This is a genomic window from Janthinobacterium pasteuri (assembly GCF_051380775.1).
Lineage (GTDB): Bacteria > Pseudomonadota > Gammaproteobacteria > Burkholderiales > Burkholderiaceae_D > Janthinobacterium.
This window is the reverse complement of the sequence record NZ_JBNYXS010000006.1, coordinates 41,462-58,522: the sequence shown is the minus strand read 5'-3', so window position 1 is coordinate 58,522 and position 17,061 is coordinate 41,462. Positions and strand designations below refer to the sequence as shown.

The window sequence follows — 17,061 nt, the reverse complement described above, 5'->3', positions numbered from 1 at the left end:
GGCGCGGCCGCTCCCTTCACATTCATCTCGGCTGGCTCAGGCGGCGACGGCTTGTACTTCCATGGCGGCATCGGCAGCCATCTCAATCAGTGCGCGCTTGTATTCGTTCGGGAAGACTTTCACGAACTTGCCGCGCGCCGCGGCCCAGTCGTCCAGCAAGACGCGGGCGCGCGTGCTGCCCGTGTGCTTGAAGTGACGCTCGATCAGGCGCTTGAGGATGACTTCGTCGGCTTCCGGCACGCCGTCGCGGTGCTGCGTATGCCAGGCATCGCGGTCGAGATGCTGTTCCGCCGCAGACACGACCTTGTCCAGGCTGACCATGGCCGTGTTGCACTTGCTGGCAAAGTCGCCGGCCGGGTCATATACATAGGCGATGCCGCCCGACATGCCGGCCGCGAAGTTGCGTCCCGTGTTGCCCAGCACCACGACGGTGCCGCCCGTCATGTATTCGCAGCCATGGTCGCCCAGACCCTCGACCACCGTGGTGGCGCCCGAGTTGCGCACGGCAAAGCGTTCACCGGCCACGCCATTGAAGAAGGCTTCGCCGGCAATCGCGCCGTACAGCACCGTGTTGCCAATGATGATGTTGTCCACGGCCCAGCCGCGGAATTCCGTATTCGGCCGCACGATGATGCGCCCGCCCGACAAGCCCTTGCCCACGTAATCGTTGCCCTCGCCCACCAGGTCGATCGTGATGCCATGCGCCAGGAAAGCGCACGCCGACTGGCCAGCCGTGCCTTGCAATTGAATGTGGATGGTGTCGTCCGGCAAGCCGGCGTGGCCATACTTCTTCGCCACTTCGCCGGACAGCATGGTGCCCACCGTGCGGTTCAGGTTGCGCACGGGCGAGATGAAGGACACGCGCTCGCCCTTTTCCAGCGCCGCGCGCGCTTGCGCGATCAGCTTGTGATCGAGTGCTTTCTCCAGCGCATGATCCTGGAATTCCACGTGGCGACAGGCTTGGCCATCCGGCGTTTCCGGCTTGTAGAAGATGGCCGAGAAGTCCAGGCCTTGCGCCTTCCAGTGCGAAATCGCCTTCGACTTATCGAGCAAATCGACTCTGCCGATCAGTTCGTCATACGTGCGGATACCCAGCTGCGCCATCAATTGACGCGCTTCCTCGGCAACGAAGAAGAAGTAATTGACGACATACTCGGGTTTGCCCGAGAACTTGGCGCGCAGCACGGGGTCTTGCGTGGCCACGCCCACCGGGCAGGTGTTCAGATGGCATTTGCGCATCATGATGCAGCCTTCGACCACCAGCGGCGCCGTGGCGAAACCGATTTCGTCGGCACCCAGCAGGGCGGCGATGACCACGTCGCGGCCCGTCTTCATCTGGCCATCGGCTTGCACGCGGATACGGCTGCGCAAGCCGTTCAAGACCAGCGTTTGTTGCGTTTCTGCCAGACCCAGCTCCCACGGCGTGCCCGCATGTTTCACGGACGACAATGGCGAGGCGCCCGTGCCGCCATCGTGACCCGCGACGACCACGTGGTCGGCCTTCGCCTTGGTGACGCCGGCGGCCACCGTGCCGATACCCACTTCCGACACCAGTTTCACGGAAATCGAGGCACGCGGATTGGCGTTCTTCAAATCATGGATCAGCTGCGCCAGGTCTTCGATCGAATAGATATCGTGGTGCGGCGGCGGCGAAATCAGGCCCACGCCCGGCACGGAGAAGCGCAGGCTGGCGATGTATTCCGACACTTTATGGCCCGGCAACTGGCCGCCTTCGCCAGGTTTCGCGCCCTGCGCCATCTTGATCTGGATCTGGTCGGCGGAATTGAGGTAGGCGGCCGTCACGCCGAAACGTCCCGACGCCACCTGCTTGATGCGCGAGCGCATGGAATCGCCTTCCTGCAGCGGAATATCGACGACGATCTGCTCGGCGCCCACGATGGAAGCCATGGTGTCGCCCTGGCGGATCGGGATGCCCTTCAATTCCTGCGTGTAGCGGTTCGGATCTTCGCCGCCTTCGCCCGTATTCGACTTGCCGCCGATGCGGTTCATGGCCACTGCCAGGGTCGCATGCGCTTCCGTGCTGATCGAACCGAGCGACATGGCGCCCGTGGCGAAACGCTTGACGATTTCCTTGGCCGGTTCCACTTCATCGAGCGGTATCGCCTTGGTCGGATCGAGCTTGAATTCGAACAGGCCGCGCAGGGTCAGGTGGCGACGGCTCTGGTCGTTGATGATTTGCGCGTACTCTTTATAGCTGGAGAAATTGTTGCTGCGCGTGGAGTGCTGCAACTTCGCAATCGCATCCGGCGTCCACATGTGGTCTTCGCCACGCACGCGGAATGCATATTCGCCACCCGCGTCGAGCTTATCCATCAGCACGGGATCGTTGCCGAAGGCCAGCGCATGCAGGCGCAGCGCTTCCTCCGCCACTTCAAACACGCCGATGCCTTCCACGTTCGACGCCGTGCCCTTGAAGTATTTGTCCACCAGCGACTTGTTCAAGCCGATGGCTTCGAAGATTTGCGCGCCGCAGTACGACATATACGTCGAAATGCCCATCTTCGACATGACTTTCATCAAGCCTTTGCCCACCGCCTTGGTGTAGTTATAAATGGCTTTGTCGGCCGACAAATCGCCGGGCAAGCCGTGCGCCATCTCGGCCAGGGTTTCCATGGCCAGGTAGGGGTGGACGGCTTCCGCGCCGTAACCTGCCAGCAGGGCAAAGTGGTGCGTTTCGCGGGCCGAGCCCGTTTCCACGACGAGGCCGGTGGACGCGCGCAAGCCCTTGCTCACCAGGTGCTGGTGCACGGTCGAGGTGGCCAGCAGCGCGGGGATCGCCACCTGGTCGGCGCAAATGGCGCGGTCCGAGACGATCAGGATGTTGTGGCCGGATTTCACGGCATCGACGGCTTCGGCGCACAGCGAGGCCAGGCAGGCTTCCACGCCTTCCTTGCCCCAGGCCAGCGGGTAGCAGATGTCCAGTTCGTACGACTTGAACTTGCCGCCCGTGTGGGCGCTGATGTTGCGCAGACGCGCCATGTCGTCAAAGCCCAGTACGGGCTGCGCCACTTCCAGGCGCATCGGCGGGTTGACGTTGTTGGTATCGAGCAAGTTCGGTTTCGGGCCGATGAACGACACCAGCGACATCACCATCGCTTCGCGGATCGGGTCGATCGGCGGGTTCGTCACTTGCGCGAACAGTTGCTTGAAGTAGTTATACAGCGGCTTCAATTTGTTCGACATGACAGCCAGCGGCGAGTCATTGCCCATCGAACCCGTCGCCTCTTCGCCGGCCACGGCCATCGGCGCCATGAGGAATTTCAAGTCTTCCTGCGTGTAGCCGAACGCCTGCTGGCGGTCCAGCAGCGATGGCTGCTCTTTTTCGCCCTGCGCGCGGTCTTGCTTGGCTTGTCCTTCGGCCATCTTGATCTCGTCGAGCTTGATGCGCACGGAGTTGATCCACGCTTTATACGGCTTGGCGTTGGCGTAAGTGTTTTTCAATTCCTGGTCGTCGATGATGCGGCCCGCTTCCAGGTCGATCAGGAACATCTTGCCAGGCTGCAAGCGCCATTTCTGGATAATTTTCGATTCGGGAATCGGCAGCACGCCCGACTCCGACGCCATCACCACCAGGTCGTCGTCCGTGACGATATAGCGCGCCGGACGCAAGCCATTGCGGTCCAGCGTGCCACCGATGTGGCGGCCATCCGTAAACGCCATGGCTGCCGGGCCGTCCCACGGTTCCATCATGGCCGCGTGGTATTCATAGAAGGCGCGGCGGTTGTCATCCATGGTCGTGTGGTTTTCCCACGCTTCCGGGATCATCATCATCATCGCCTGGGCGATCGGATAACCGGCCATCAACAGCAGTTCCAGCGCATTGTCGAAGCACGCCGTGTCGGACTGGCCTTCATAGATCAGCGGAAAGAGTTTCTGCAGGTCGTCGCCCAGCACGGCCGACTTCATCACGCCTTCGCGCGCGCGCATCCAGTTGAAGTTGCCTTTGACGGTGTTGATCTCGCCGTTATGGGCGATCAAGCGGTAAGGGTGGGCCAGCGGCCATTCGGGGAAAGTATTCGTCGAGAAACGCTGGTGCACCAGGGCCAGGGCCGAGATGCAGCGCGCGTCCTGCAAGTCCTTGTAATACACGCCCACCTGGTCAGCCAGCAGCAAGCCTTTGTACACAATGGTACGGGCCGACATCGATGGCACAAAGAATTCCTTGCCGTGCAGCAGCTTCAAGGCCTGGATGGCGTGGCCCGACGATTTGCGGATCACATACAGTTTGCGCTCGAGCGCGTCGGTGACCATGATGTCCGGGCCGCGGCCGATGAAAATCTGGCGGATCACGGGTTCCTTGGCGCGCACGGTGGGCGACATCGGCATGTCCGTATCGATGGGCACGTTGCGCCAGCCCAGCACGACCTGGCCTTCGATGCGCACGGCGCGTTCGATTTCCTGCTCGCAGGCGATGCGCGACGCGTGTTCCTTCGGCAAGAAGACCATGCCCACGCCGTATTCGCCAGGCGGCGGCAATTCCACGCCCTGCTTGGCCATTTCTTCGCGGTAGTACTGGTCGGGAATCTGGATCAGGATGCCGGCGCCATCACCCATCAGCGCATCGGCGCCCACGGCGCCCCGGTGATCGAGGTTTTTCAGAATCAGCAAACCCTGTTCGACGATTGAATGGGTCTTGTTGCCCTTGATATGGGCGACGAAACCGACGCCGCAGGCATCGTGTTCATTGGCTGGGTCGTACAGGCCTTGCGCTTTCATGGGCTTCTCCGCTGCATATGACTATCGAAAAACTAGAGTAGTGCAACGCAACAAAAAACTCAACCACAACAATTAGGGTCGGAGTCGAATTAAATTTGTTTGCGTCTCCCTAAAAATTTAATAGGGACATAGTCAAGAGAATCTCATTAAAACATCAGGAAGTGATGATTTTTTGTTTTAGCTGCTCCTGCGTGTCAGTTGGCGTCCGCTGCGGCTGCGACTTTGCGGGGACGACCCCGCTTGGCGGGCAGCACTTGCCGCTGCATTTTCTGCTCCAGCGCTTGCTTGAACGCTTCCGAACCCAGCGGCCAGCCCTTCAGTACAGCCTCTTCCACCACCTTCACCTGGCTGCTGCCCAGGCCTTGCTCAAACAGACGCAGATACGCTGCCTCGCGGTCAAACGGCGTATTGCCCAGCGCCCAGTACAGCGCATGGTCGGTGATGAGGGGATCGGGGCATACACCCGCATGGTGGGCATAGCTGGACCAGTTGTAATCGAGCGCCTGGCCCGCCTGGCCCGTTTGCACGGGCACGCATTCCAGGTAGCGGCAGCAAGTAAGAAAGAAATTGTCGGGATCGATGACGGAGGTTTTGTAGCGTCCCTGCCACAAAGCGCCTTCGCGGCCATACTTTTGATTGAAATACGGCACGTAATAGCGACCCAGCCACTGCATTAGCTGTCCCAGGCCCGTGGCATCGCTGGGAGTGGCCAATAAATGTAGCTGATCTGGCAATAAAACGTAGGCATGGATGGCCACCTTGAACATTTTCGCACCCGTTTTTAGCCAGGACAGGAATTGCGCATAATCAAGCGCATCCTGGAACACAGGCTGGCGGTTGCTGCCGCGCTGGATCACGTAATGGGGCAGTGCGGGAATGATGAGACGGGGCAAACGGGCCATGGCAGAGTCAGTAAGATAGGCTAAGGCCTTGATTTTACACACTCCGGAGTGCAAGACGCGACTCTGACCCTGTTTTATTGAAAATACCGGGAAAAACGATTGACTCTGTCCCTTTTATGCAGCCAGCACGCTTGCGGGTGGCTGGCATCGAGTATCAGGACAGGTTAAAACTGGCCGACAGGCTGTAGCCTTCGCCATACGCGCTGCGCAGCGGCAAGTCCTGACCCAGGCCCGTCTTGGCTTTCTTGCGCAGGCGGTACACGAGCATATCGACGCGGCGGCCCGCATCAGGGTCTTCACCGCCCATGCCGGCCACGATGACGTCGCGCGGCACGGGGCGGGTATTGATGGTCAACAGGTGCAGGAAGTTGAATTCCTTTTCCGTCAGGGCAATGACGGCGCCCATCAGTTCAAGTTGGCGAGCGCTTACTTTCAAGGTCCACTTGCCCGGCTCCAGCACGGGATCTTGCGGCCCGACGCGGCGGTCAAGCGCCTCGATGTGGGCGGCCAGTTCGGGAAATTTGATCGGCTTGGTCAGGTAATGGTCAGCGCCAAGGCGCAAGCCCAGGATGCGGCTGTCGAAAGCGACACGCCCCGTCAGCACCAGTACGCCGATTTGCGGATACAGCTGGCGCATGCGGGGGATGACGTTGAAGCCGTCTTCATCGGGCAAGCCCAGGTCCAGTACGACCACGCCGACATTGCCATGACTCAACGCCGTCCACATCCCGCCAGCGGAGCTGGTGATATGAACTTCGTGTTCGAGTTCAACGAGAAACTCCGCCATGTCTTCGGCGTAGTCCAGATTGTCTTCGACGATCAGTATTTTCGTCATTGCTACGCCATTCTTCCGTTAGTGAGCTACCGTGGGCAAACCATGTGCCATTCACTTCTGCACCATGATGGACGGCACAATAGGTTTACGTCAAGGAATTATCACGGTTGCCTTTAGCGGAAGCAAGGCTTTTCCTTGCCTGGACAGGAAGCGGCAGCCAAATGCGGAAAATGGCCCCGCCTTCGGGCAGATTATGCCCCTGCAAACTCCCCCCGTGCACTTCGACGACGGCGCGTGCCATGTACAGGCCCAGGCCCGCACCCGGATGCGTCGCATGGATTCCACGGCTTCCTTTTTCGAACAAATGCGCCAGTTCTTCTTCCAGCAGGCCGGGCCCCGCATCGCGCACGCACAGCGCCACGCCGCCCTCGGGCACCAGCTTGCCCGACAAGGTGATGCTAGTCCCCGGCGCGCTGAACTTGACGGCGTTATCGAGCAGGATTTTCAGGCATAGTGCCATGCCCGGCACGTCGCAGCGCAGGCTGGCCGGCAAGTCTTCGTCCAGTTCCAGCTGCACCGGGTGGCTGGCGGGCACGGTGGCAGCCGCCTGCTGCAGCAAGGTCAGCGGCGCGATGCCGTCGGCAGTCCGCTCGCGGCCGATGGCCGCCATGCGTTCGGGTGACAAATAATCGTCGATCATGCCCAGCAGGCGGTCGACGGCCGTCTGGATTTTCACATAGCGCTTGCGCGTGGCCTCATCGGCATCTTGCGATGTCGAGACGAGGCGCTGGATGGCGCCGTCGATGGTGGCCAGCGGCGTGCGGAATTCATGCGACAACATCGACGCGAAGCGCTTCTGCTCCTTTTCCCGCTCCGCTTCCTGTGCCTGGGCGGCGCTGACATCGCGCAGCGTGCCCGCCACAGTGACCCCGCGCCCTGACGCAGCGGGCACGATGGTCGAGCTGATTTCCAGCGCCAACGGATGCCCGTCCGCATGCGGCAGCTCCACTTCGCGCAACAGGGTCAAACGGCTGACGTCGCCATCGTGCCAGCGCTGCAGCCGGGCCGGCAAGTCTTGCGCCAGGCGCGCCGCATGCTCGCGCAAGGCGGCCGGGTCATGGCCCGTCAGGCGCTGCGCGGCGGGGCTGATGTAGAGTAATTCGAGGGTAGTGGCGTCGAGCAGGAAGGCCGCGTCGCGGCCGTGTTCGGCCAGCAGGCGGAACTGCGTTTCGCCCGCCCGCGCGCGCAGCAGGGCGCGGCGCAACTGGACGAAACGCAGCGCCATGAGGATGGCGCCCGCAAGCAGCAAGAGGAAAAAGGGCAGCATGCTTTATACCTGGCAAGAAAGATTCGCCAAGTATAGGGCCAGCGGCGCCTTAATCTTCCAGTGGAGCGAAAATCTGCTGCAAGTCCTCTTGCGTCAGCGCCATCTTCTGCGCTTCGCCTTCGGCCAGGATCGATTGCGCCAGTTCCGATTTCTTTTGCTGCAGCAGCTGGATTTTTTCTTCCAGGGTGCCCTTCGCAATCAATTTGTAGACGAACACGGGCTTGTCCTGGCCGATGCGCCAGGCACGGTCGGTGGCCTGGTTTTCCGCCGCCGGATTCCACCACGGATCGTAGTGGATCACCGTGTCGGCCGCCGTCAGGTTCAAGCCCACGCCGCCCGCCTTCAGGCTGATCAGGAAGATGGGCACGGCACCCTGCTGGAAGGCCGCCACTTGCGCACCCCGGTCCTTCGTTTCGCCCGTCAGCAAGGCGTAGGGAATGTCGCGCGATTCCAGCTCTTCCTCGATCAATTCCAGCATGCTGGTAAATTGCGAGAAAACGAGAATCTTGCGCCCTTCGTCGAGCAAGTCTTCCACCATCTGCATCAAATCAATCAGCTTGGCCGAACCGGCCGACTGCTTCTTCGCCGGCAAGGATTTCACCAGGCGCGGGTCGCAGCAGACCTGGCGCAGTTTCAACAGCGCTTCGAGGATGACGATCTGGCTGCGCGCCACGCCCTTCTTGTCGATTTCTTCGCGTACTTTCTGATCCATCGCCAGACGCACGGTTTCATACAGGTCGCGCTGCGGGCCCGTCAATTCCACCTTGCGCACCATTTCCGTTTTCGGCGGGAGTTCTTTGGCCACATTGTCTTTCGTGCGGCGCAGCAGGAAGGGCTTGATGCGACGGTTCAGGAGCATGCGGCGCAGCGGGTCGTCCTGGCGCTCGATCGGATGGCGGAACTGCGTGTTAAACGTCTTTTCGTCGCCCAGCAAGCCCGGCAGCAGGAAATGGAATTGCGACCACAATTCGCCCAAGTGGTTTTCCAGCGGCGTGCCGGACAAACACAGGCGGTGGCGCGCGCGCAACAGGCCCGCGCTTTGCGCCGCCTTGCTGCGCGTATTCTTGATGTAATGCGATTCGTCGAGGATGACCAGGTGGAAATCATGCTCGCGCAGGGTTTCCTCGTCGCGCGGCAACAGCGCGTACGTCGTCAGCACCAGGTCGCATTGATCGATCTGGTCGAATTGCTGCGCGCGGTCCTTGCCTTGCAGCAGCAACACTTTCAGGCTGGGCGCGAACTTGGCCGCCTCGTCCTGCCAGTTGCCCATCAAACTCGTCGGTGCAATCACCAGCGCCGGATGCGTCAAACGGCCCGCTTCCTTTTCCACCAGGATATGCGCCAGCGTCTGCACGGTCTTGCCGAGACCCATGTCATCGGCCAAAATACCGGCCAGGTCATGGTCGCGCAGGAATTGCATCCACGCCAGGCCATCGGCTTGATAATCGCGCAGGGTCGCTTGCAAACCGGCTGGCGCCGCTACTTTTTGCACGGAACCGAACTGGCTCAGCTTGCGCCCCATGGCGCGCAGCTGCTCGCCGCCCGTCCAGCGCAATTCCAGGCCCCGCGCCAGCTCTTCCAGGCGCGCCGCATCCAGAGTCGACATGCGCACCGCATGTTTGATCTTGTCGCTGAAATACAGTTCCCCCAAGGTGTTCAAGATGGGGCGCACTCTGCCCCACGGCAGGGCCACACGCGTGCCGTCCGGCAAGGTCGCCAGCATCTGGTCGTCGTCCGCATGCGCTTCGATGACTTTCGGGTTGAAATCGTTGGGTGCGTTGCGGATCAGCTGCACCAGCACGGGCAGCAGCGGCACGCGCTCATGGTTGACGACGATGCCCAGTTCCAGCTCGAACCAGGCGTTGCCGCTATCCGGGTCCTGGTCGTCGATCTCCGCATACCAGTCACCGGCTTCGCTCACGTCGTAGCGGTACTTGGCCGTCTTTTCCACGATCCATCCCTGCTCCAGCAAGGCATCGATGCCGGACTCGGCAAAACGCAGCCATTCCGCCTGGGACGGCAGCAGCAAGGCGCCCTTCAAGCCACTCAAGGGAGCGGAGCCCGGCTTCTTGAATTGCAGCTCGGCCAGGGTGGCCAGGGCACGCGCTTCATCGAGCGTATTTCTCTGGATAATTTCCGTCACCTCGCCCACTTGCCGCACCACGCGCTGCGACGGGTCGAACGCGACGCGCTCGCCATCGTAGTCGTAGGACAGCACGGCGAAATCGCTCCAGCGCTGCGCGCTGCCATCGGCCAGCATGGCGCTGTCGAGCAGCAGGACCGGTTGCGCGGGTACATCCTTGCGCAAGCGCTGCGGCAGCGGTTGCGGCAGCGGCATCAAATGCTGCAAGCCCTGCGCCAGCAGCAGTTGCGACACGCGCACCTTGTCGTTCGCATTCAGGGGCGGCGCCTGCGCCACCAGCGCTTGTAGATCGGCGAGGGAAATGTCGAAGCCGCCCTGGTTCAGTTCCAGCACGCCGCACGACAGGTTGTCGATGTACCACGGCGGATCGGTGGGCAGCATGTAGTCGATCTGGTCGGCGCCATGGTGCTTCGCGCCTTCCGGCGGGTCCACTTGCCAGCCCAGGCGCATGGTCTTGCCTTCGTCGCGCCAGAACAGGCGCGCAGGGCGCACGGGACCTTCCTTCAATGGATACACGAGGCCATTGCCGACATCGGCCCAGGAATTGGCCCACAACAATTTATCCTGCTCGGCCAGCATTTTCAGCAGGGCCGCGCCCACCTTGCCCTTCGGTTCCGTGGCGCTGCCCGTCTGCGAATTCTGTCCGCTGCGCATGGCCACGAAGAAACGCACGAGGTCTTCATCTGCCGGCGTCAAAAAGGTGGGCGGCGCCGACAGCAGGGAAAAGATTTCGCTGATGGGGGAAGCCGCTGCCACGTCGCCATTCGGCCGCAGCCGCGCCTTGTACAGGCACAGGGCAACGTGGCGGCCACCGCTGGTGGGCGCCAGCACGTAGATCAATCGATGCTGGTTGAGTTTCGGGTCCGGCTCGGCAATCGTCAGCACGGCCTTCGGATGGGCAGCTGCCTCCACCCGCTGCAGCCAGGTGGCGACGGCGTACGGCAAAGGCGCTCCCGGCGCGCTGGCCGGGGCAACTGGGGTTTCACTGGTTTCGTCGCGGGTAAAATCCATGGGGCGCATTTTTGTGTAAAGGTCGTATCCAAATCGGCAACAGGCAATATTATCCGCCATACAGGCGTTGCTGGCTTGATTCACACACGCTCTTTGAGCAGTTTTAATGCGCGATGCCTAAAAAATAAGTATTTAATACGACACTTGGGACCCGCAAGCGGCAAAAAAGGCCCGTCATGGGCCTTTTTCACCGCCTTTGGCCAGCTTATCAGGCCGGCACAGTTTCTTCTTCTGCCACGCTGGCGGCCTCCACTACTGGTGCAGTGCTCGTGTCAGCGGGCGTAAAGTTGCGCAAAAACAAGAAGAACTGGCCCATCATCTGCGTCCACAGTTGCAGATTGATATTCAGGTACTCGCGGCTGACGCCGCCGGCGACCAGTACATCCATTTCCAGCACGACGAAATCGCCATGCTGGGCCACGCGGGCAAAACGCTTGCTGCGGTGCCATTCGGCCAGCAAGCCGGCCGGCAAGTCGCCGCCCTGCACGCGCAGCGGACAGCTCAGGGTCAGGTCCGCGTATTGGCCAGGCGATGCTTCATTGCCCCACAGCACTTGAAAGCCGATGCCATGGCTGGCGCTGTGCAGGCGCACGACGCCGTCGTGTTCGATGCTCGTCACGGCGCAGCCGGCCGCCTTGATGGCGTCAGCCGTTTGTTCTGCATTCAGGGTGGTCAGCAAGTTGGTGTTGGTGTGTTCCATCGTCATTCCATTTCAGCAAATAAAATTATTGGGGTGCCGGTGCGGGAGCGGCCGGCGTGTCACTTGTTTGACGCGCATCGAAGCGGCCCTGGTACAACTGGTCGCCATACTGCTGGGCGATTTGCTCGAGCTTGACGCGGCTTTGCGCGGCGAACGGCTGGCGCGCTTGCATGACGTCCAGCACGTTGAGGCCCTCATACGCTTGCAGGATTTCCTGCCCGGTCGCATACAGCTGGGCATTCTTGCTTTCGCAGCGCGCCAACGCACCGCGCTGCGACGCCACTTCACCGTCGAGGCGCGCACGCTCCGCTTCGATCTGCTTGCTCGTGGCGGCCAGCTGTTCGCTAGCCTGGCGGTACTGCGCCAAATTCGCGGCCGCCTCTTGCGCGGCGGCGGCGGCGCTGCGCTGTTGCTCAGCTGCCAGTTTTTCCCGCTGTGCGCGCTCCTGCGCCAGCTGCGACTGGCTGCGGGCCAGCTCCTTTTTCAAGCCATCGCCGGCGGCAGCGGCCACGGGTGCCGCCTTGGCGGCAGGCACACCCTTGGCTTTGAGCAAGTCCAGCTCGCCGCGCGTCTGCTGCAATTGCGCCGTGACATTGCGCAACTCGGCCCGCAGGCGCTCTTCCATGCTTTGCCCCTTCTGTCCCTGCGCCTGGGCGGCGCCACCGGCCAGCAGCATCAGCAGCAAAACCGGCAAGCGCGTTTTGTTGAATATCAACATCATGGCTCCTTAAAAACGCGCGTTCAATTCGATTTGCAGGGTGTCGATCGACAGCGCCGAGCCGAACACTTCGCGGCTCGACGTCCAGCGGCCGTTCAACCATGTATTCTTGTCGAGCGCATACGCGCCGCCCAGGTAATACCCGCGCGCATTCGTGCCGCCCAGGTGGAAGGTGGAATCGTTGTAGGCGTCCGGCAAGGCGTCCGGTTCGATGCGCTTGTAGCCGAGCAGCACATTCCAGTCGCCGCGCGCCACCGGGCTGGCCTTGCCCAGGGTCGCCTGCAGCATGTAGGCATTGCCCCCGCTCCTGAAATCGGCTTGCGAGACGCCGCCCGTGCCGCCGAAGTTGTTCATGATGCCGCCCTTGGCGCGCGCCCACATGGCATTCTTGTCGTAGGCCATGTTGCGCACATAATCGCCTTCGATGCGCAAGTCCGTGCCACCGGCTACCTTGCTATCCCAGCGCGCATTCAGATTGGCCAGGCGGAATTTCGAGGCCAGGCCGACGAATTGCGGCTGCGGCGTATTCGCCGGGTCGAGCGGGTTCAGGGCGATATTGCGCAGCAGCATCAAGCTATTGCCCTTTTGCATGCTCGACGGACGCGACCAGTCCGTGCTGCAGCCATCGGCACCCGCGTACAGCGCGCACGGCTGCGAATATTCTCCGCTGATGTTGCGGAAGTTGTAGTAGGCCAGCGCACCGCGCAATTGATGGTCGCTATTGATTTTCCACGAGGCGCCCACTTGCGCACCCAGCAGCCACTTGTTTTCGCTGGACATTTTTGCCTGGCTGCGGCTAGGCGCATTGTCGGACGAATACTCGAGCGGAATCAGGCCCAGCGTACCGAACACGGTGACGTCCTTGCTGTCGCCGAGCCCTTGCTGCACCTTGGCGGCGATGCCGTCAAAATTGAGTTCGCTGGAAAACAGTTCGTCGCCCGACACAAACGGGTTATCGAAACGACCCGCCGTCAGTTTCAGCCACGAAGCGGGCTGGTACGACAGCCAGGCCTGGTCCAGCCAGATGTTTTTCTTGCCCAGACCACCGCCCAGGGTTTGCGTGGTGGACACCGGGCTGTCATCGTTGCCGCTGGCCAGGCGAATGCCCGCTTGCGTGCTGTCGGAAATGTCGGCCAGGATACCCAGGCGGGCACGCGCGCGCAGCAAGTTCTTGCGGTCTTCACGCGTGTTGAGCAGCGCCGGCAGGGCCAGGTTGGTGTTTGAATTGACGTCGTAGCCGCTGCCGCTGTTGAGGGAGCGCCAGTCGATCTCGATATTGCTGTTGGCCATGTCGTAATAGCGCGATTCGTAGCGCGCGCGCACATCGCCTTCGACGCGGATGCGCTTGGTCCAGGCCGGTGTTTCATTCGGCGCCGCCCAGCCGCCCGCCTTCGCTTCGGCCATGACCTGGCCCTTGATCTCGTCGCGGATCTGCTCGCGCACGGTTTGTGAAATATACGGCACGCGCACGTCGCCTGGCTGGACCTGCGCCAGGGCCGCTGGCGCAGCAGCCGGACGCGCTTGCGCCGCTGCCAGCGCTTCGCTCTGCGCCTGCGCCAGCAAGGCTTCGCCGGCATCCTTGTTCAGGGCGCCGCTCTGGATCAAGCCACGAATCAGTTTGACCATGGTGCTGTCGGCCGGTGCCTGCGCCTGGGCTTGCACGGCGCCTGCAGCCACACTCAGGGCCAAGGCAGCCAGCGCCAGCGGAAGGCGGCGCGCACGCTGTGGAGAGGAAAATAAGGAATTCATTGTTTCTTTCGGTAAAAATTAATATGAATGTGGGCGCTACGGCCGGCGGCCCTTGATCGATACTCTCGCGGGAAAACGCAATGACGCCGGTGGCCGCTCATCGGCGCGGAAGTCGCGCACCATGGCCAGTACCTGTTCATCCGTCTGCGCATTGCCCGTGCCTTGCACCAGCTGCACCTTCGACGTCCGGCCTTCCGTATCGAGCCACAGGTCGACGCGGATGTCGGCAAACGCCAGCTGGCGCGTGCGCGGGTCGCGGGCGAAGGCCAGCTGCAGCGCGTTGGCCACATAGCGGCCATACGATCCCGCACCGAGTCCGCCACCGCCGCCACCGCCCGTCATGCCGCCGCCGCGCCCGGCCTGGATGCCGAAGGCGTCACTGCCAGCCTGCGCCGCGCCATCGATGGTGACGGGGTCGCCCTTGTCCGGCGACGGACTTTCCGGCGCGTCATCCATGGGCTTGTCGGCCGGCGTCGGTTCCGGCTCCGACACTTCCGGCACCACCTTGTCGGGCGTCGGTTCCGGCAGTTTTTCCGGTTCCGGCGGCGGCGGTGGCGGCGGTGGCAGCATCAGCATCGGCGGGGCCGCCACTTCGCGCTTGGTGGCCGCCGTGTCGGACAGCAAATACCAGACCAGCGCGGCCAGCGCACCGGCCAGCAGCGCGCCGCCGGCCACGCCGCCCCAGCGACGCCACCACTGCGCCGCGTTCGATGGTTCCGAGGCAGCCGTCTTCATCATGTCGTCACGCTTCACCTTGCGCTCCTCATGCCGGCTTGCCGGTCACCAGGCCCACCTGGTTCAGGTCGATGCGGCGCAGCAAGTCGAGCACTTCGACCACTTTCGCGTATTGCACGGCGGCATCGCCGCGCACGATCACGGGAAAGTCGGGCGTCAAGGCCTTTTCCGTGCGCAAGCGCTCTTCCAGCTCGGGCAGGGTGACGGGATAGGCATCGAGGAAGACCTGGCCCGCGTTGTCGATGGTGATGGCCTTGGTCTTCGGTTTTTCCAGCGCCATGGCCGAGCTGGCCTTGGGCAGGTCGACCTTGATGCCGGGAATGCTGGCGTTGCTGGTCAGAATGAAGATCACCAGCACCACCAGCAACACGTCGACGAAGGGCGTGATGTTGATGCCGCCGCTACGCTTGCGGGGGGTAAACTTGGCGGAGGTGGCCATGGTTATGCGCCCCTCACGCCTGTTGCAGCACGGGACGCATCTGCCGTCCGTCGCCCTGCTCTTCAGCCAGACGCGTGGCAAATTCATCGACGAAGACAGCCATATCGGCGACGATGGCGTCCGAACGCGAGGACAGCCAGTTGTAGCCGAACAGGGCGGGAATCGCCACGCCCAGGCCAGCAGCCGTACACAGCAGCGCAGCAGCCATGCCCGGCGCCACCGAGTTGATGTCCACGGCGCCCGCCATGGCGGCCACGACGAACACCAGCATGATGCCGATCACGGTACCGAACAGGCCCACGTATGGCGCGCCTTCGATGGTGGTCGAGAGCCAGATCATGCGTTTCGACATGCGTTCGCTTTCGCGCACCATCACGCCATCCATGGCCGCGCGGATGGCGCCGATGGTCGCGTTCGAGACGGCGTTCAAGTCGTAGCCCCGGTCATGGCGGCGGCGCATCTCGTCGATGGCCACGTCATACAGGCGCCACAGCGAGGAATCCGTCTTCACGGAAGCGCTCAGCTTGCCGTTGCGCGCCAGGTGGTCCAGCGGCGCGCCGGCCGCTTCGTGGAACGACTGCATGAATTGCGCATTGGCGCGCGCGATGGCGCCATAGCTGCGGCCCTTGCCGATCATGATGATCCACGACAAGGCCATCATCAGGCCCAGCAAGCCGACGACGATCCAGGCGTCGAGCGGCATGGCGGCGATGATGAAGCCGAAATGGCTTTTACCGGCCTGCTGTTCATCTGGGCCAAACACGGCCAGGCGCGATTCGGAACCTTGCGAGACGGCATCGGCCAGCAGCAGCGCATCGGGACGGGCCGTACGCGACAGGCGCAGCTCGTCGATGGCGCCCGTGAAGCTGGCCAGGGTGTCGGCGCCGGAGGCGGCCGGCGACGCATCGGCGCCTACCGACGCGGCCGTGGCGAAGGCTGGCAGGGCGGTGGCCAGCGACACGGCCGGACGGCCACCCACATACAGGGCCACATTGGCTTTATCGGCCTTGACAGCCAGGTGCGACCATTGCGCGGCCTGGATCGGCTGGCCGGGCTTGCTGCGCTGACCATTCACCTGCACGAACGGCACGCCCTGGTCGATACCGATCAGCAATTCACTGCTGCCGTCGCGGCGTGCATACAGCACTTGTCGCGCGCCCAGGCTGTCCGGGCGCACCCAGGCCGAGAATGTAAATGGCGCACCGGCGGCCAGCGCCAGCGAAGGCGAGGCGGGCAGCATCAATGGCGTGGTGCCCAGACGGGCACCGGCGCCGATGACGGAACCGTCGAGCGCCGGCACGGCCGTCTGGGCATGGTTGCCGTAGGCGGTGCTGTCGCGCGAGGGAACGCCAGGCTCGGTGAAGTGGTACACCAGGCTGTAGTCGGGATCGAAGGTGCGCTGGCCATTGCCGGAAGCGGGTGCCTTCGGATTGCCGTAGTACATCCACAATTTTTGCGGTGTTCCGGCGCTCAGGGCCGGCACGTCGACCCAGATCAGGGCGATGCCCAGCAGCGGATTGAATTGCTCGATCTGGTGGTTCAGCACCGTCTTGTCGTCGCCCGCCACGAAGCGCAGGTCGGCGCCGTTGTCGCTGACGCCTTCAAAGTTGAAATTACCCGAATGCAAGCGCAGCAGCACGGGAATGCGGCCGGGATCGCCGCCGACGGCACCGGCCTTCGGGCCGGCATCGACGGTGACGGGTTTGCGGTAAGCCCAGTCGGGCTGCCACCAGGCATGCGCCAGGCCGGGAACGAGCGTGCCCAGGATCGTGAGCAGAAAAAGAAAACGTTGCATGACAGTGATTCTCCGAAGAAAAGTCTAAAA

General features: G+C 62.5%; 11 protein-coding genes. All 11 read right to left on the bottom strand.

All coding sequences use genetic code 11. From position 1 onward, the window contains the following. Window positions 1–36: 36 nt before the first annotated feature. The 11 genes from ACQ4WN_RS08375 to ACQ4WN_RS08325 all read right to left on the bottom strand — a co-directional run bounded on the left by ACQ4WN_RS08375 (window position 37) and on the right by ACQ4WN_RS08325 (window position 17,031). On the bottom strand, window positions 37–4,737 hold the full coding sequence (locus ACQ4WN_RS08375) for a glutamate synthase-related protein (protein ID WP_436551111.1): 4,701 nt from the start codon (window positions 4,735–4,737) through the stop codon (window positions 37–39). A 194-nt stretch (window positions 4,738–4,931) separates the two neighbouring features. Next, window positions 4,932–5,639 carry a transposase gene (locus ACQ4WN_RS08370; protein WP_436551110.1) on the bottom strand — a complete coding sequence of 236 codons (708 nt, stop codon included), beginning with the start codon at window positions 5,637–5,639 and terminating at the stop codon, window positions 4,932–4,934. A gap of 154 nt (window positions 5,640–5,793) precedes the next feature. Continuing rightward, window positions 5,794–6,474 (bottom strand): response regulator transcription factor, encoded by a 681-nt coding sequence (locus tag ACQ4WN_RS08365; RefSeq protein ID WP_426073973.1) that lies wholly within the window; start codon window positions 6,472–6,474, stop codon window positions 5,794–5,796. Window positions 6,475–6,559: 85 nt separating this feature from the next. Then, a complete protein-coding gene (locus ACQ4WN_RS08360) occupies window positions 6,560–7,741 on the bottom strand; it encodes a PAS domain-containing sensor histidine kinase (protein WP_436551109.1) in 1,182 nt (393 codons plus the stop codon). 49 nt (window positions 7,742–7,790) lie between these two features. Continuing rightward, window positions 7,791–10,895, bottom strand: a complete 3,105-nt coding sequence (locus ACQ4WN_RS08355) for a DEAD/DEAH box helicase (protein WP_436551108.1) — start codon at window positions 10,893–10,895, stop codon at window positions 7,791–7,793. Between the two features lie 208 nt (window positions 10,896–11,103). Further along, window positions 11,104–11,595 carry a YbjN domain-containing protein gene (locus ACQ4WN_RS08350; RefSeq protein WP_436551107.1) on the bottom strand — a complete coding sequence of 164 codons (492 nt, stop codon included), beginning with the start codon at window positions 11,593–11,595 and terminating at the stop codon, window positions 11,104–11,106. Between the two features lie 25 nt (window positions 11,596–11,620). Further along, window positions 11,621–12,316: a hypothetical protein gene (locus ACQ4WN_RS08345; protein WP_436551106.1), complete on the bottom strand. Its 696-nt coding sequence runs from the start codon at window positions 12,314–12,316 to the stop codon at window positions 11,621–11,623. A gap of 6 nt (window positions 12,317–12,322) precedes the next feature. Next, entirely contained in the window at window positions 12,323–14,062 is a 1,740-nt protein-coding gene (locus ACQ4WN_RS08340; RefSeq protein WP_436551105.1) for a putative porin, read from the bottom strand. 36 nt (window positions 14,063–14,098) lie between these two features. Continuing rightward, window positions 14,099–14,815 (bottom strand): energy transducer TonB family protein, encoded by a 717-nt coding sequence (locus ACQ4WN_RS08335; RefSeq protein ID WP_436551104.1) that lies wholly within the window; start codon window positions 14,813–14,815, stop codon window positions 14,099–14,101. 10 nt (window positions 14,816–14,825) lie between these two features. Next, window positions 14,826–15,236: an ExbD/TolR family protein gene (locus tag ACQ4WN_RS08330; RefSeq protein ID WP_034753784.1), complete on the bottom strand. Its 411-nt coding sequence runs from the start codon at window positions 15,234–15,236 to the stop codon at window positions 14,826–14,828. 13 nt (window positions 15,237–15,249) lie between these two features. Further along, window positions 15,250–17,031 carry a DUF2341 domain-containing protein gene (locus tag ACQ4WN_RS08325; protein ID WP_436551103.1) on the bottom strand — a complete coding sequence of 594 codons (1,782 nt, stop codon included), beginning with the start codon at window positions 17,029–17,031 and terminating at the stop codon, window positions 15,250–15,252. Between the last annotated feature and the right edge of the window lie 30 nt (window positions 17,032–17,061).

Excerpts from the sequence above, each read along its gene's own strand:
- ACQ4WN_RS08340 (WP_436551105.1), bottom strand. The coding sequence starts at position 14,062 with ATGAATTCCTTATTTTCCTCTCCACAGCGTGCGCGCCGCCTTCCGCTG.
- ACQ4WN_RS08350 (WP_436551107.1), bottom strand. The coding sequence starts at position 11,595 with ATGGAACACACCAACACCAACTTGCTGACCACCCTGAATGCAGAACAA.
- ACQ4WN_RS08345 (WP_436551106.1), bottom strand. The coding sequence starts at position 12,316 with ATGATGTTGATATTCAACAAAACGCGCTTGCCGGTTTTGCTGCTGATG.
- ACQ4WN_RS08365 (WP_426073973.1), bottom strand. The coding sequence starts at position 6,474 with ATGACGAAAATACTGATCGTCGAAGACAATCTGGACTACGCCGAAGAC.
- ACQ4WN_RS08375 (WP_436551111.1), bottom strand. The coding sequence starts at position 4,737 with ATGAAAGCGCAAGGCCTGTACGACCCAGCCAATGAACACGATGCCTGC.
- ACQ4WN_RS08360 (WP_436551109.1), bottom strand. The coding sequence starts at position 7,741 with ATGCTGCCCTTTTTCCTCTTGCTGCTTGCGGGCGCCATCCTCATGGCG.
- ACQ4WN_RS08330 (WP_034753784.1), bottom strand. The coding sequence starts at position 15,236 with ATGGCCACCTCCGCCAAGTTTACCCCCCGCAAGCGTAGCGGCGGCATC.
- ACQ4WN_RS08325 (WP_436551103.1), bottom strand. The coding sequence starts at position 17,031 with ATGCAACGTTTTCTTTTTCTGCTCACGATCCTGGGCACGCTCGTTCCC.
- ACQ4WN_RS08355 (WP_436551108.1), bottom strand. The coding sequence starts at position 10,895 with ATGGATTTTACCCGCGACGAAACCAGTGAAACCCCAGTTGCCCCGGCC.
- ACQ4WN_RS08370 (WP_436551110.1), bottom strand. The coding sequence starts at position 5,639 with ATGGCCCGTTTGCCCCGTCTCATCATTCCCGCACTGCCCCATTACGTG.